Origin of the sequence: Herbiconiux solani NBRC 106740 (genome assembly GCF_001571005.1) — a bacterium.
GTDB lineage: Bacteria > Actinomycetota > Actinomycetes > Actinomycetales > Microbacteriaceae > Herbiconiux > Herbiconiux solani.
In genome coordinates this window covers 165,572-179,515 of record NZ_BCST01000001.1, presented here as the reverse complement: position 1 = coordinate 179,515, position 13,944 = coordinate 165,572, and the positions used below count along the sequence as shown (strand labels likewise).

The window sequence follows — 13,944 nt, the reverse complement described above, 5'->3', positions numbered from 1 at the left end:
CCGCTTCAGCGCGATGCTCAGACCAGGCTGCGCAGCACGTACTGCAGGATGCCGCCGTTGCGGTAGTAGTCGGCCTCACCGGGGGTGTCGATGCGCACCACGGCGTCGAACTCGATCGTCTGCTTGCCCTCGGCCGAGGACTCGCTGGGCTCGGCGACGACGTGCACCGTCTTCGGGGTCACGCCCTCGTTGAGCTGCTCGATCCCGCTGATCGACACGATCTCGGTTCCGTCGAGCCCGAGCGACTCCCAGCTCTCGCCAGCCGGGAACTGCAGGGGCACGACGCCCATGCCGATCAGGTTCGACCGGTGGATGCGCTCGAAGCTCTCGACGATGACCGCCTTGACGCCGAGGAGGCTCGTGCCCTTCGCCGCCCAGTCGCGCGACGAGCCGGAGCCGTACTCCTTGCCGCCGAAGATCACGAGCGGGGTGCCCGCGGCCTGGTAGTTCTGACTCGCGTCGTAGATGAACGACTGCGGGCCGCCCTCCTGCGTGAAGTCACGGGTGTACCCGCCCTCGACGCCGTCGAGCAGCTGGTTCTTCAGCCGGATGTTCGCGAAGGTGCCGCGGATCATCACCTCGTGGTTGCCGCGTCGCGAGCCGTAGGAGTTGTAGTCCTTGCGGGCCACGCCGTGCTCGTCGAGGTAGCGGCCGGCCGGGCTGTCGGCCTTGATGTTGCCGGCGGGGCTGATGTGGTCGGTGGTGACCGAATCGCCGAGCTTCGCGAGCACGCGGGCGCCGGCGATGTCCGAGACCGGGGTGGTCTCGAGGGTCATGCCGTCGAAGTACGGGGGCTTCCGCACGTAGGTCGACTCCGAGTCCCACTCGAAGGTGGGGCCGGTCGGCGTCGGCAGCGACCGCCACCGCTCGTCGCCCTCGAACACGCTCGCGTACTCGTGGGTGAACATCTCGGTGCTGATCGAGCTGTCGATCGTGGCCTGCACCTCGGCCGCGTCGGGCCAGATGTCGCGCAGGAACACGTCGTTGCCGTTCGAGTCCTGACCCAGCGCATCCACCTCGAAGTCGAAGTTCATCGACCCGGCGAGGGCGTACGCGATCACGAGCGGGGGGCTCGCGAGGTAGTTCATCTTCACGTCCGGCGAGATGCGGCCCTCGAAGTTGCGGTTGCCCGAGAGCACCGCGGTGACGGCGAGGTCGTTGTCGTTGATCGCGGCGCTGACCTCGTCGATCAGCGGGCCGGTGTTGCCGATGCAGACCGTGCATCCGTAACCGACGGTGTAGAAGCCGAGGGCCTCGAGGTCGTCGGTGAGGCCGGCCTTGGCGTAGTAGTCGGTGACGACCTTCGACCCGGGGGCGAGGGTGGTCTTGACCCAGGGCTTGGCCTTGAGGCCCAGCTTGTTGGCATTGCGGGCCAGGAGGCCGGCCGCCAGCATCACGCTGGGGTTCGAGGTGTTGGTGCAGGAGGTGATCGCCGCGACCGCGACGGCTCCGTGGTCGAGCGTGTACTTGTCGCCGGCCGCGGTCGTGACCTTGGTGGGCTTGGAGTACGCGCCGGGGGCGTGGCTGGTGTGGCTCGCGTGGGTGTGCGAGTGCTCGTGCGCCGAATCCTCGTCCTGCGCGGTGAAGCCGAGCGGGTCGGAGGCGGGGAACGTGCCCTCCAGCGAGGCGTCGACGCGCGAGAGGTCGTGGTCCGAGTTCGCGTAGTTCTCGAGGTCGCGGATGAAGGTCGGCTTGGCGACGCTCAGCTCCACGCGGTCCTGCGGGCGCTTCGGCCCGGAGATCGAGGGCACGACGGTGGCGAGGTCGAGCTCGAGGTACTCGCTGAAGACCGGCTCGGTCTCCGGGTCGTGCCAGAGCTTCTGCAGCTTGGAGTAGGCCTCGACCAGCGCGACCTGCTCGTCGCTGCGACCGGTGAGGCGCAGGTAGTCGAGGGTCACGTCGTCGATCGGGAACATGGCGGCGGTCGAGCCGAACTCGGGGCTCATGTTGCCGATGGTGGCGCGGTTGGCCAGGGGCACCTGGCCGACGCCCTCGCCGTAGAACTCGACGAACTTGCCGACGACGCCGTGCTTGCGCACCATCTCGGTGATCGTGAGAACCACGTCGGTCGCGGTCACGCCGGCGGGGATGGAGCCGCTCAGCTTGAAGCCGACGACCTTCGGGATGAGCATGGAGACGGGCTGGCCGAGCATCGCGGCCTCGGCCTCGATGCCGCCGACGCCCCAGCCGAGCACGCCCAGGCCGTTGACCATCGTGGTGTGCGAGTCGGTGCCGACGCAGGTGTCGGGGTAGGCGCGGAGGACGGTGTTGCCGAAGGAGTCCTTCACCTCACGCGTGTAGGTGATGCGGGCCAGGTACTCGATGTTGACCTGGTGCACGATTCCGGTTCCCGGCGGGACGACCTTGAAGTCGTCGAAGGCCGTCTGGCCCCAGCGGAGGAACTGGTACCGCTCGCCGTTGCGCTCGTACTCGATCTCGACGTTGCGCTCGAGGGCGTTCGCGGAACCGAACAGGTCGGCGATCACCGAGTGGTCGATCACGAGCTCGGCCGGGGCCAGCGGGTTGATCTTGGTGGGGTCGCCGCCGAGGGCGCCCACGGCCTCGCGCATGGTGGCGAGGTCGACGATGCAGGGCACGCCGGTGAAGTCCTGCATGACCACGCGCGCGGGCGTGAACTGGATCTCCGTGTCCGGCTCGGCGGTGGGGACCCAGCCGCCGAGGGCCTTGATGTGATCGGCGGTGATGTTCGCGCCGTCCTCCGTGCGGAGGAGGTTCTCCAGCAGCACCTTGAGGCTGAACGGGAGCTTCTCGTGACCCGGGACCTTGTCGATCCGGTAGACCTCGTAGGCGGTGTCACCGACCTGGAGGGTGTCCTTGGATTCGAAACTGTTGACTGCCGACACGTCGACCTCACCTTCGCTGACTCACGACAATCTTTGTGCGCGAGAAGGGTGGATGGCTAGCAAGGGCAACCTAACCGGTGAGGGCCGCGGATGCCGCGCGAGCACTGTTCACGTCTGACTGATTTATCTTGACGTCAAGATAAATATACCACCGTCACTCGCGATCGAACACCAGGCCGCGGCGCCGGGCGAACCGGTACCAGCCCTCGATTCCGAGCGCTCCGACCACCCCGACGCCGATGGCGTAGAGGAGGGCGACCGGGCTGCCGAGCTCGAGGTTGAAGAAGTCGCGGGCGAGCGGCACCAGGAAGGCGAGCACGAACGCGGCCGTGACCGCGCCCACCAGCACCAGCCGCCAGCCGGTGAGCGGGCGAGCGAGCACGCAGAGCACCCAGAGCGAGACGATGAACAGCGTCACCGTGACCAGGCTCCTCGCCTCCCCCAGCGGCACGTTCTCGCGCAGCACGATGAAGCTCGCCACGACCGCGGCCGCCGCGATCAGCCCGGTCGGGATCGAGAAGCTCAGCACGCGCTTGAGTACGCCCGGCTGGTACCGCCGGCGGTTCGGCGCGAGGGCGAGGAAGAACGACGGGATGCCGATGGCCAGCGACGAGACCAGCGTCATCTGGCGGGGCAGGAACGGGAACTTCCAGAGCAGCACGGCGCTGACCAGCGCGAGCACGATGCCGTAGACCGTCTTGGTGAGGAAGAGGTTCGACACCCGCTCGACGTTCGCGATCACTCGGCGGGCGTAGGAGAGCACGGTCGGCAGCCGGTCGAACCGGCTGTCGAGCAGCACGATCCGCGAGACCGCGCGGGTGGCCGGAGTGGCATTGCCCATCGCGATGCCGAGGTCGGAGTCCTTGATCGCCATCGCGTCATTGACGCCGTCGCCGGTCATGGCGACGGTGCGCCCCTCCTCCTGGAGGGTGTGGACGACCCGGCGCTTCTGCTCGGGAGCCACCCGGCCGAAGACGCTCCCGGCCGCCAGGGCGCCGGTCACGGCGTCGTCGTCGGCCAGGGAGGAGGCGTCGACCGCGTCGGGGCTGAGGCCCAGCTCCCCCGCGATGGCGCCGACGGTCACCGGGTTGTCGCCGGAGAGCACGACCACGCGCACGCCCTGCTCGTCGAAGAACTCGAGGGTGGGGCGCGCATCCGGCCGCACGGACTCGCGGAAGACCACGATGGCAGCGGGCCGGAACCCGTCGCCCGGCGACTCCCGGTCGGAGTAGTCCGACGCGAGGCCCTCGCCGACGCCGATCACGAGGGCACGGCGGCCGTCGGCGGCGATCGCGTTGGCGCGGGTCAGGGCGTCGGGATGGGCGCTGAGCAGGCGCTCGGGGGCGCCGAGCAGCCAGGTCTCGCGGCTGCGGGCCTGCCCTTCGCCGAGGGGCTCGGCGGCCCGCGCGCTTTCCGTTTCGGCAGCCCGCACGACCGGCCGCTCGACGGTGATCGCGCTGAACGCCCGGCGCGAGCTGAACGGCAGCCGCTCGAGCACCGACGAGCCGTCGTCGACGAAGTGCGAGCGCAGGGCGAGCGCGGTCTGGTTCGCGGCCACGTCGTGGGCGATCAGTCCCAGCACCGAGTCGATGCGTGCATCCGGTATCGCGGGGTCGAGGGTCACCAGCCGCTCGAAGCCGATCTCGCCCGTGGTGAGCGTGCCGGTCTTGTCCAGGCACAGCACGTCGACCCGCGCGAGCACCTCGACCGCGGCGAGCTCCTGCACGAGCACCTTCTGGCGGCTGAGCTGGATGACGGCGACGCCGAACGCGAGGCTGGTGAGCAGCACCAGGCCCTCGGGGATCATGCCCACCACGCTCGCCACCGTGTCGAGCGCCGCGTGCCGCCAGTCCTCCACCGCGATCGAGTCCAGGCCCTGGTGCGCCCCGTAGGTGAAGACCCGCCCCACGATCACGACCGCGATGATCGGGATCAGCAGCCAGGTCAGATACACCAGGATGCGCGTGGTCGCCGCGCGCAGCTCGCTGTAGACGAGCGAGTGCTTCTTGATCTCCCGGGTCAGGGTGTTCGCGTACGAGTCGGCGCCGACCGCGTTCACGGTCGCCTCGGCGGTTCCGGAGACGACGAGCGAGCCGGAGAGCAGTCGGTCGCCGGGGCGTTTGGCGATCGGGACCGATTCACCGGTGAGCATCGACTCGTCGACCAGCAGGTCGGCGACGGCCGAGAGCTCCGCATCCGCCGTCACCTGGTCGCCCGGCCGCAGCAGCATCAGGTCGCCCAGCACAACCTGCTCGGGGGCGATCACCTCGACCTCGCCGCCCCGGCGGACGGCCGTCTCGGGCGCCGCCAGCAGCGCGAGCTTCTCCAGGCTCGCCTTGGCACGCAGCTCCTGCACGATCCCGATCAGCGAGTTGACGACCACGATGCCGAAGAAGAGCCCGTCGCCCAGGTCGCCGAGCAGCAGCACCGCCACGAAGCAGACCGTGAGCACGGCGTTGAAGAAGGTGAAGACGTTCTCGCGCAGGATGCTGCCGACCGAGCGCGAGGTCGACCGGTCGCTGACGTTCGTCTGTCCGCGCGCGACCCGATCCGCCACCTCGGCGTGGCTGAGCCCGGGGGCGGTGATCGGCATGCGGGACCGGGCTGCTCTCTAGGGGGTCTCGGTGTCGTCTGCCGGCGAGGGATCGGCGTCGACCGCCGCGGCCGGCTTCGCGTACGCGGCGCGGACAAGCAGCCAGGTCACCCAGAGCAGGGCGGCGTACAGCGGCACGCCCATGATCAGTTTCACCGACCCGAGGATCTCGGTCTCACCGGCCCAGTAGAGCGGCAGCTCGACGATCAGCCGGGCGGCGAAGAGCCCCACCCAGCACCAGGTGGCGACCAGCACGACCCGGGACTTCGCCCGGTCGGTGCGGTAGGCGCCGCCGTCGCCGTTCAGCAGGCCGACGATCACACCGATCAGCGGGCGCCGCGCGATCAGGCTGATCAGCAGGATGACGAGGCACGCGATGTTGATCCCGATGCCGATCACGAAGTTGTCCTCCGCGCGACCCGTGAACAGCGACAGGCCGGCCGAGACGCCCACGCCGATCAACCCGGCGATCGCGGGCATGACCGCACTGCGGGTGACCAGCCGGATGATGACGAAGACGACCGAGACCGCGACCGGCACGGTGACCGCGAGCGGCAGGTCCTTCGTGATCGTGTAGATCACGAGGAACGCGAGCCCGGGCAGGATCGACTCGATCAGGCCGCGCACACCGCCGATGGCCCGCAGCAGCGAGGCACCGGTCGGGGTCTCACCGGGGGCCACCTGACCGATCCCGGCGTTCCGGGCCGCCTGGGCGAACGCCTCGGAGAAGGTGGACGGCGTGGGCTTCGGGTCGTCGCTCATCTCAGCTGGTCGCGGGCTGGGCGCCGCCGGTCGCCGCGGTCTTCGGGATGCTGAGCGGGATCAGGTCGCGCGGAGGCATCGGTGCGGTGCCGCGGACGACCACGACGCTGCGGAACAGTTCTTCCATCGCCGCCCTGGCGGAGGGGTTCTGGATCGCCTCGCCGGCGATCACGCCGCGGAGCAGCCAGCGCGGGCCGTCGACGCCGATGAACCGGGCGATCCGCAGTCCCTGCGTGCCGTCGGGGGCGACCGCGGGGACGCCGGCGACGAGCTCGGGGCCGAACGGGCCGACCTGCGCGGTGCTCTGCCCGCCCTGCTTGAGGATCTGATCCTCGATCTGCTCGCGGATCTCGTGCCAGAGGCCGGTCGAGCGCGGTGCGGCGAAGGCCTGCACCTGGAGCGTGGAGCCCGCGAAGTCGAGGCCGACGGCGACGACCCGATTGGTGCCCTCCTCGACCTCCAGACGCAGGTGGAGCCCCTCGCGGGGCAGGATCTTGAGGCCGCCGAGGTCGACGTAGGGACGGGCCGGGTTCGCCTCGGTCGAGTCGAAGGGGCCCTCGGTCTCGCGGTCGGCCGGGGCGGACTTCGCGTCGTCGGGGCCGTCGGTGTTGTCGGCCAGCGCCTCGGCGATCGCATCCGCTTCGGCCAGCTCGATGTCGGAATCGCCGGCGGTGCCGGCAGCGTCAGCCGTGTCGGAGGTGTCTACCTCGACAGTCGCACCCGTCTCGGCGACCTCGCCGCTCGCGGGCGCATCCGCCGGCGTGACCTCGCCCGACTTCTCGTTCTCGGGCTCGTCGTTCGGGGCCGTCTTCTTCTTGCTCATGCCTGGTTTCCGTTCGTCGTCGTCGAGTATCCGGTGGAGCCGAAGCCGCCTGCGCCCCGATGGCTCCCGGGGAGCGTCTCGACGGGCACGAACACGGCTCGTGTCACCGGCATCACGATCAGTTGCGCGATTCTGTCGCCGACGGCGATATCGTACGGCACCTCGCTGTCCGTGTTCAGAAGAGCGACCTTGATCTCGCCGCGGTATCCCGCATCCACCGTTCCCGGGGAGTTGACGACCGTGATCCCGTGCTTGGCCGCCAGACCGCTCCGCGGGACCACGAACGCGACGTAGCCGTCGGGCAACGCGATCGAGACCCCGGTGCCGATCAGCCGGCGCTCGCCCGGAGCGAGCGTCAGCGCCTCGGTCGAGAGGAGGTCGGCCCCCGCGTCGCCCGGGTGGGCGTAGACCGGAGCGGCCTCGCCGGTGATCAGGATCTCGATGGAAGAAGTCACGAGTCGAGGGTAGTGCAGAAAGAATGATCGAATAGAGCCATGACGCGCTATCGGGAGAGGCTCTCTCCGTCGCCCTGGGTGTTCTTCGCCACGGCTCTCGTCCTGCCGGCGAGCATCATCGTCTTCGCCCCGATCTGGGACGGCACGGGCTGGCCCGTCGGGGTCGGAGTCGGCATCGTGCTCTACGCCGGCGCGCTCCTGGTGCTCATCCTCACCTCGCCCGTGATCGAGGTCACGGGTGACACCCTCCGGGTCGGACGTGCGTCCATCCCCCTCGAGCTGATCGGTGAGTGCGAGGCCTTCACCGGGGCCGACGCCACGGCTCAGCGGGGCCGGCTGATGGATGTCCGGGCCTGGCTGTGCATCCGCGGCTGGGTCGATCCGGTGGTTAAGATGCGAATCGCCGATCCGCTGGATCCGACACCCTACTGGCTGGTGTCGACCCGGCGTCCCGGCGATCTCATCGATGCGGTGTCACTCCGCGGGAGCAGCTCCTAAGAGGCGCACTCCACGCAGATGGCACCCAGCTTCTCCTCGTGATCGATCTGCGACCGGTGCTTCACCAGGAAGCAGCTCACGCAGGTAAACTCGTCGGCCTGCGGAGGCAGGACGACGACATCCAGATCGAGGTCGGAGAGGTCGGCGCCGGGCAGTTCGAAACCACCGGGGTTGTCAGCGTCATCGACGTCAACGACACCGGACATCTTGTCCGGCACTCGCTCCTTCAGCGCTTCGATCGAATCCGAGTCGTCATCGGTCTTGCGCGGTGCGTCGTAATCAGTCGCCATGCCCATCCACTTCTTGAATACAGCCCATTAACCAAATCGGCGGCGTTAGTTTGCATCAAACGGGCGGGAATAGCAAACCGTCGCGTGAGCAGTAATTACTCACGCCGCCATCAACTTGCGGCGCGCCCAGAACATTCCCGGATCCCAGGGGGCTCGCGTGCGATCCTGTCATCGCACAGTGACCTCTGGAGGCCTTTCACCATGCAGGAATTGACGGTAATCGGAGTCGAGAACGGGGCGTTGATCGTCTCCAACGACGGCGGCGAGCGGTATCGCATCGTGATCGACGAGCTCCTCCAATCGAAGCTCCGTCAGGGCATCGTGTCCGCCCAGGGCGGAAAGAAGGTCTCGCCGCGCGAGATCCAGACCCACATCCGCGCGGGGCTCTCCGCGTTCGAGGTCGCCGAACTCACCGGGGCCGACGTCGAATACGTCGAGCGCTTCGAGGGCCCGGTCGTCGCCGAGCGCCAGTTCATCGTCGACTCGGCGCTCCGCGTGCCGGTGCAGCCCACGAGCCCGGCCGACCCGCTCGGCGAGGAGCCGCTCTCGACCTTCGGCGACGCCCTCGAGGAGCGCCTCGAGAGCCTGGACGCGAAGGACATCCGCTGGGCGAGCTGGAAGGACGAGACCGGCTGGATCGTCAAGCTCACCTTCGTCTCCCGCGAGATCGACCACGACGCCCGCTGGCAGTTCGACCCCAAGCGCCACGTGCTCACCCCTCTCAACAACGAGGCGACCACCCTCTCCCGTCACGGCGAGCTGACCGAGGGCCTGATCCCTCGGCTCCGCGCCGTGTCGCCCGGCGACACCGCCGACACGCGCTTCGACAGCGGGGCCTTCGCGCCGCTCGAGCGCGCTCCCGAGCGTCCGGCCGAGAAGCCGGCTCCGGATGCGGCCCGTCGCGACGCGAGCGAGACCCCGGTCGCCGAGGCCCCCGAGGCGGCGACTCCGGCTCCCTCTCCCTTCGCCGCCGCCGTCCCGCCCACGCGTGAGCAGGGCCGGCCGTTCGACGCCTACGCGACCAAGCGTGCGCCGGACGACTCCGACACCGCCGACCACAACCAGACCGCTGATCTGCTCGAGGCGCTCCGCCGCCGCCGGGGCGAGCGGGAGTCCGCCGCCTTCGAGCCTGCTGCGCAGGAGCACGCGGACGAGCATCCCGTCTTCGGTGGGCCGCGTGCCGTGGCTGACATGACCGACCTCTCGGACATCGTCGAGGCGCTCGACACCCCTCTGGACGGGCTTGGCCCGGACCTGTCCGACGACTCGAGCCCCAAGCCCTCGAAGCAGCCGGCGTCGAAGCGTCAGCGTGCGGCGATGCCGAGCTGGGACGAGATCGTGTTCGGCGCCCGGTCGGAGGACGACCCGGCCTGAGCCGGCCCGGCTTGAGTCGGCCCCGCCTGGGCTCACGTGCCCTGAGCAGACTCAGCCTGGTCTGTCAGGTAGCTTGCTGTTGGTCCCCGCCTCAGTCCAGCGCGTAGGCCCCGGCCCGAAGCAGCGGCACCTGGGTCTCCTCGACCGTGAGCGAGCCGTGCTGGCCGATCATCGACCGGCCCGTGGTGTCGCCGTTCCGCCCGTCGTAATACGCGACCAGCTTTCGCGCGGCCACGATCACGTCGCCGATCCGGGGTGCGACCTCCGGATCCACCGGTCCGAACCAGCCGGCCTCGATCGCCTCCTCACGCGTGGCGATCCACGCCCGCGAGCCCTCCCGCTCGCGCCAGCTCTCGGCGAGCCGGTCGGCTGCGCCGAGGGGTGCATCCGGGGCCAGGTAGAGCTGCACGCAGCGGGGGTCTCCCCCGACGTGCTCGACCCCCTCGATCAGCGCCGGGTCGTCGCCGAACAGGATCTGCGAGGTCGCCGGCACGTCGACCACGCCGTGGTCGGCCGTGAGGAGCAGCCCTTCGCCCCGGCCGAGCGTCGCGGTGAAGGCCGCGAACTCGGAGTCGAGGAGTTCGAGCGTGGCGAGCCAGCGGTCGGACTCCCAGCCACGGGAGTGGGCCAGCTGGTCGAGCTCGGGGATGTAGAGGTACGCGAGTCCGCGGCCGCCCTCGTCGAACAGGCGGCGGGCTGCCGCGAAACGATCGGCGATGGTCGCCGCGGGGATGTAGTCGGCGCCGCGGAGGATCGCGCGGGTGAGTCCGGAGTCGGCGTACTTGGCCGGGCCGATCGTGCTCGACCGGAGCCCCGCATCCTGCAGCTGCTCGAAGACCGTGGTGCGGCGCTGCCAGGTCTCCGGAGGCATGGCCTCCGACCAGCCGGAGAGCTGGTTCACGACCTGACCGGCCTCGGGCACCAGGGCCGTGTAGCCCACGATGCCGTGCTCGCCGGGTCGGGTGCCGGTCGCGAGGCTCGCGAGGGCGGCTGCCGTGGTGGTCGGGAACCCGCTGGAGAGGGTGGTGCGCTTGGTCAGGCCCGCCATCAGCGCCCGGGCGTGGCCGGCGCGAGCCCGGAGGGCCGCGGTGCCGAGCCCGTCGACCAGCACGACGAGAACCCGATCGGCCCGCGGGAGCCCCAGCCGGTTCGGCTCGCCCGCGAGCGAGCGCACGCAACTCGGCAACACGTCGGCCAGCGACAGCTCGTCGGCCGCCCGCGTCGGTAGCATTGGTGACATTCGGCCAATTCTGGCACACGACCCCTCGTCGCGCTCCGCCTCCTGCGGGGCCTGGATGCGCGACGCTCCCCCGGAAATCCAGGTATGACACCAGCGACGAACGAGCCCACGGCGACCGACTCCGGCGCGAGCACGGAGAAGATCCTCGACGTCGACGTCTCCACCGAGATGCAGGACTCCTTCCTCGAGTACGCCTACTCGGTCATCTACTCGCGGGCCCTGCCCGACGCGCGCGACGGCCTGAAGCCCGTCCAGCGGCGCATCCTCTACATGATGAGCGAGATGGGCCTCCGGCCCGACCGTGGGCACGTGAAGAGCGCTCGCGTGGTCGGTGAGGTGATGGGCAAGCTGCACCCGCACGGCGACACCGCCATCTACGACGCCCTGGTGCGGCTCGCGCAGTCCTGGACCATGCGCATCCCCCTGGTCGACGGGCACGGCAACTTCGGCTCCCCCGACGACGGGCCGGCCGCGGCGCGGTACACCGAGGCGCGGCTGGATGCGGTCGCGATGCTCATGGTCGACCAGCTCGACGAGGACGTCGTCGAGTTCGTTCCCAACTACGACAACCAGCTCATGCAGCCGGACGTGCTGCCCTCGGCCATCCCGAACCTGCTGGTCAACGGTGCCAGCGGCATCGCCGTGGGCATGGCCACGAACATGGCGCCGCACAACCTGATCGAGGTCGTCGCCGGTGCCCGCCATCTCATCGAGCACCCGGATGCGACGCTCGACGACCTGATGGCGTTCATCCCGGGCCCCGACCTGCCCGGCGGCGGCACGATCGTGGGGCTCGCCGGCATCCGCGACGCTTACGAGAGCGGCCGTGGTGCCTTCAAGACCCGCGCCAAGGTCTCGGTCGAGAACCTCACGGCCCGGAAGACGGGCCTCGTGGTCACCGAGCTGCCGTACCTCGTCGGGCCCGAGAAGGTGATCGCCAAGATCAAGGACGGCGTCACCTCCAAGAAGATCCAGGGCATCAGCGACGTCACCGACCTGACCGACCGCACGCACGGCCTGCGCCTGGTGATCGGCATCAAGACCGGGTTCAACCCGGAGGCGGTGCTGGAGCAGCTCTACAAGCTGACCCCGCTCGAGGACAGCTTCAACATCAACAACGTCGCCCTGGTCGACGGCGGCCCGCTCACCCTCGGCCTCCGCGACCTCCTGGTCGTCTACGTGAACCACCGGATCGACGTCGTGACCCGGCGCACCCGGTTCCGCCTCGAGCGCCGGCGCGAGCGCCTGCACCTGGTCGAGGGCCTCCTGATCGCGATCCTCGACATCGACGAGGTCATCCAGGTGATCCGCACGAGCGACGACACCGATCAGGCCCGTACCCGCCTGATCGACGTGTTCGAGCTGAGCGTGCTGCAGGCCGACTACATCCTCGAGCTCCGGCTGCGCCGGCTCACCCGCTTCTCGCGGATCGAGCTCGAGGCCGAGCGCGACCGCCTGCGCGAGGAGATCGCGCAGCTGGAAGCCCTCCTCGCCGACCCGGCGCTCATCCGCAAGACCGTCTCGGACGAGCTCGACGAGGTCGCCGAGAAGTACGGCACGCCCCGGCGCACCCTGCTGACCGAGGCCAAGCCGTCGCTCGCGACCGGATCCAAGCGTGCGCAACCGGTGCTCGAGGTCGCGGACGTGCCGTGCACCGTGTACCTCAGCACCACGGGGCGGGTCGTGAGGGTCGACCGCGAGGAGACTTCGGAGGATGCTGCTGGTGGCGTCGCCGGTGGGGTCGGCTCCGCAGGCCCCACGGCCACCGTGCGCCGCAGCAAGCACGACGCCATCCGCAGCGAGGTCGAGACCACGAGGCGCTCGGAGGTGGGTGCGGTGACCGACACGGGCCGCCTCATCCGGATGCCCGTGATGGATCTGCCGGCCGTGCCGATCAACTCGGTCCAGCTCGGCGCGGGCGTGCGGATCGGCGACTACGTCGGCATCGACTCCCGCCGCGAGAAGATCGTCGGCCTCGTGTCGCTGACCTCGGCCGTGCCGATCGCCCTGGGCACCGAGCAGGGCATCGTCAAGCGCGTCGCCCCCGGCGCCTACCCGGCGAAGCCCGACTTCGAGGTGATCGCCCTGAAGCCCGGTGACGCGGTGGTCGGTGTCGCCCAGCACTCCGAGGAGGACGAGCTGGTGTTCATCACCTCGGATGCGCAGCTGCTGCGCTTCTTCCAGGCGAGCGTGCGGCCCCAGGGCGCTGCGGCGGGCGGCATGGCCGGCATCAACCTCGGCGCCGGCGCGAAGGTCATCTGGTTCGGCTCGGTGCCGGACGACGGCGACTCGGTCGTCGTGACGATCGCCGGGAGCACGTCCACGCTGCCGGGCACGGATCCCGGCACGGGCAAGGTCTCGGAGTTCACCGAGTTCCCGCCCAAGGGCCGCGCCACCGGGGGCGTGCGGGCCCACCGTTTCCTGAAGGGCGAGGACCTGCTGACGGTCGCCTGGGCAGGCCCGGCACCGGCGCTCGCCGTCGGAAACGACGGCGCCGCCCGGAACCTTCCCGAGGTGGGAGCCCGACGGGATGCGTCGGGGACGGTTCTGAGCGGCGTCGTGGGTTCGATCGGAGCGGGTCGCGGTTAGAGCGGCATCCGGCGCTTGCGTGCCGGACTGCTCGCCGCGTGCCCGCCGATCGGAAGCGGGCGGCTGGGCTTAGCTGTCGAGGAGCTTGGCGGACTCGTCGTGCCATCCCGTGGCGACCTGGGACAGCTTCTCCTGGTACTTGCGGCCGTGGTGAGCGCAGAACAGGAGTTCGGCACCGGACGGCATGTCCACGCGGATGTAGGCCTGAGCCCCACAGCTGTCACAACGGTCGGCCGTCGTGAGCTGGTAGGCGTTCTCCAGATCGGAGACAGCGCCGGTTTCTGCTGCAACTGACTGCATCTTCTGCTCCTTAGCGACTCGTCATGCACTGGCTGTAGAGCCATCAAAGCACTCTTCCATGGGTGCGATGTCTCAATCGCCTGTGTTTCGCTGTGCGCGTACCGGGGAGGGCGGACGGGTGTCGTGCGCGGGTGGGCGCGCGGCGGCGGTTAGCCT

The 13,944-nt window shown here is 69.7% G+C and carries 11 protein-coding genes; 3 read left to right on the top strand and 8 right to left on the bottom strand.

The genetic code is table 11. The annotated features are described in order from the left end of the window. Positions 1 to 17 precede the first annotated feature (17 nt). The 5 genes from HSO01S_RS00865 to dut form a co-directional block, all read right to left on the bottom strand. Positions 18 to 2,864, bottom strand: a complete 2,847-nt coding sequence (locus tag HSO01S_RS00865; RefSeq protein ID WP_066038698.1) for an aconitate hydratase — start codon at positions 2,862 to 2,864, stop codon at positions 18 to 20. A 154-nt stretch (positions 2,865 to 3,018) separates the two neighbouring features. Then, a complete protein-coding gene (locus HSO01S_RS00860) occupies positions 3,019 to 5,457 on the bottom strand; it encodes an HAD-IC family P-type ATPase (protein WP_066038697.1) in 2,439 nt (812 codons plus the stop codon). Between the two features lie 18 nt (positions 5,458 to 5,475). Next, positions 5,476 to 6,219, bottom strand: a complete 744-nt coding sequence (locus HSO01S_RS00855) for a DUF3159 domain-containing protein (protein ID WP_084361187.1) — start codon at positions 6,217 to 6,219, stop codon at positions 5,476 to 5,478. Position 6,220: 1 nt separating this feature from the next. Continuing rightward, positions 6,221 to 6,838 carry a DUF3710 domain-containing protein gene (locus HSO01S_RS00850; RefSeq protein ID WP_066039098.1) on the bottom strand — a complete coding sequence of 206 codons (618 nt, stop codon included), beginning with the start codon at positions 6,836 to 6,838 and terminating at the stop codon, positions 6,221 to 6,223. Positions 6,839 to 7,038: 200 nt separating this feature from the next. Beyond that, positions 7,039 to 7,497, bottom strand: a complete 459-nt coding sequence (gene dut, locus HSO01S_RS00845) for a dUTP diphosphatase (RefSeq protein WP_157078836.1) — start codon at positions 7,495 to 7,497, stop codon at positions 7,039 to 7,041. A gap of 39 nt (positions 7,498 to 7,536) precedes the next feature. Between dut and HSO01S_RS00840 the strand changes: the two genes are divergently transcribed. Further along, on the top strand, positions 7,537 to 7,995 hold the full coding sequence (locus HSO01S_RS00840; RefSeq protein ID WP_066038696.1) for a DUF3093 domain-containing protein: 459 nt from the start codon (positions 7,537 to 7,539) through the stop codon (positions 7,993 to 7,995). On the opposite strand, the gene HSO01S_RS00835 is transcribed toward HSO01S_RS00840, so the two are convergent. After that, the gene (locus tag HSO01S_RS00835) at positions 7,992 to 8,285 is read right to left on the bottom strand and encodes a DUF4193 domain-containing protein (protein ID WP_066038695.1); all 294 of its coding nucleotides are present in this window, start codon (positions 8,283 to 8,285) and stop codon (positions 7,992 to 7,994) included. The genes HSO01S_RS00840 and HSO01S_RS00835 overlap by 4 nt on opposite strands. Positions 8,286 to 8,486: 201 nt before the next feature. Here HSO01S_RS00835 and sepH point away from each other — a divergent pair, with 201 nt between their 5' ends. Beyond that, positions 8,487 to 9,659: a septation protein SepH gene (gene sepH / locus HSO01S_RS00830; protein WP_084361185.1), complete on the top strand. Its 1,173-nt coding sequence runs from the start codon at positions 8,487 to 8,489 to the stop codon at positions 9,657 to 9,659. 91 nt (positions 9,660 to 9,750) lie between these two features. Here the strand turns inward: sepH and HSO01S_RS00825 are convergent, their stop codons facing one another. After that, entirely contained in the window at positions 9,751 to 10,899 is a 1,149-nt protein-coding gene (locus HSO01S_RS00825; protein WP_066038693.1) for an alkaline phosphatase family protein, read from the bottom strand. Positions 10,900 to 10,983: 84 nt separating this feature from the next. On the opposite strand from HSO01S_RS00825, the gene HSO01S_RS00820 reads away from it, so the two are divergent. Beyond that, on the top strand, positions 10,984 to 13,488 hold the full coding sequence (locus HSO01S_RS00820; RefSeq protein ID WP_066038692.1) for a DNA gyrase/topoisomerase IV subunit A: 2,505 nt from the start codon (positions 10,984 to 10,986) through the stop codon (positions 13,486 to 13,488). A gap of 69 nt (positions 13,489 to 13,557) precedes the next feature. On the opposite strand, the gene HSO01S_RS00815 is transcribed toward HSO01S_RS00820, so the two are convergent. Further along, the gene (locus HSO01S_RS00815) at positions 13,558 to 13,788 is read right to left on the bottom strand and encodes a DUF7455 domain-containing protein (protein WP_066038691.1); all 231 of its coding nucleotides are present in this window, start codon (positions 13,786 to 13,788) and stop codon (positions 13,558 to 13,560) included. Between the last annotated feature and the right edge of the window lie 156 nt (positions 13,789 to 13,944).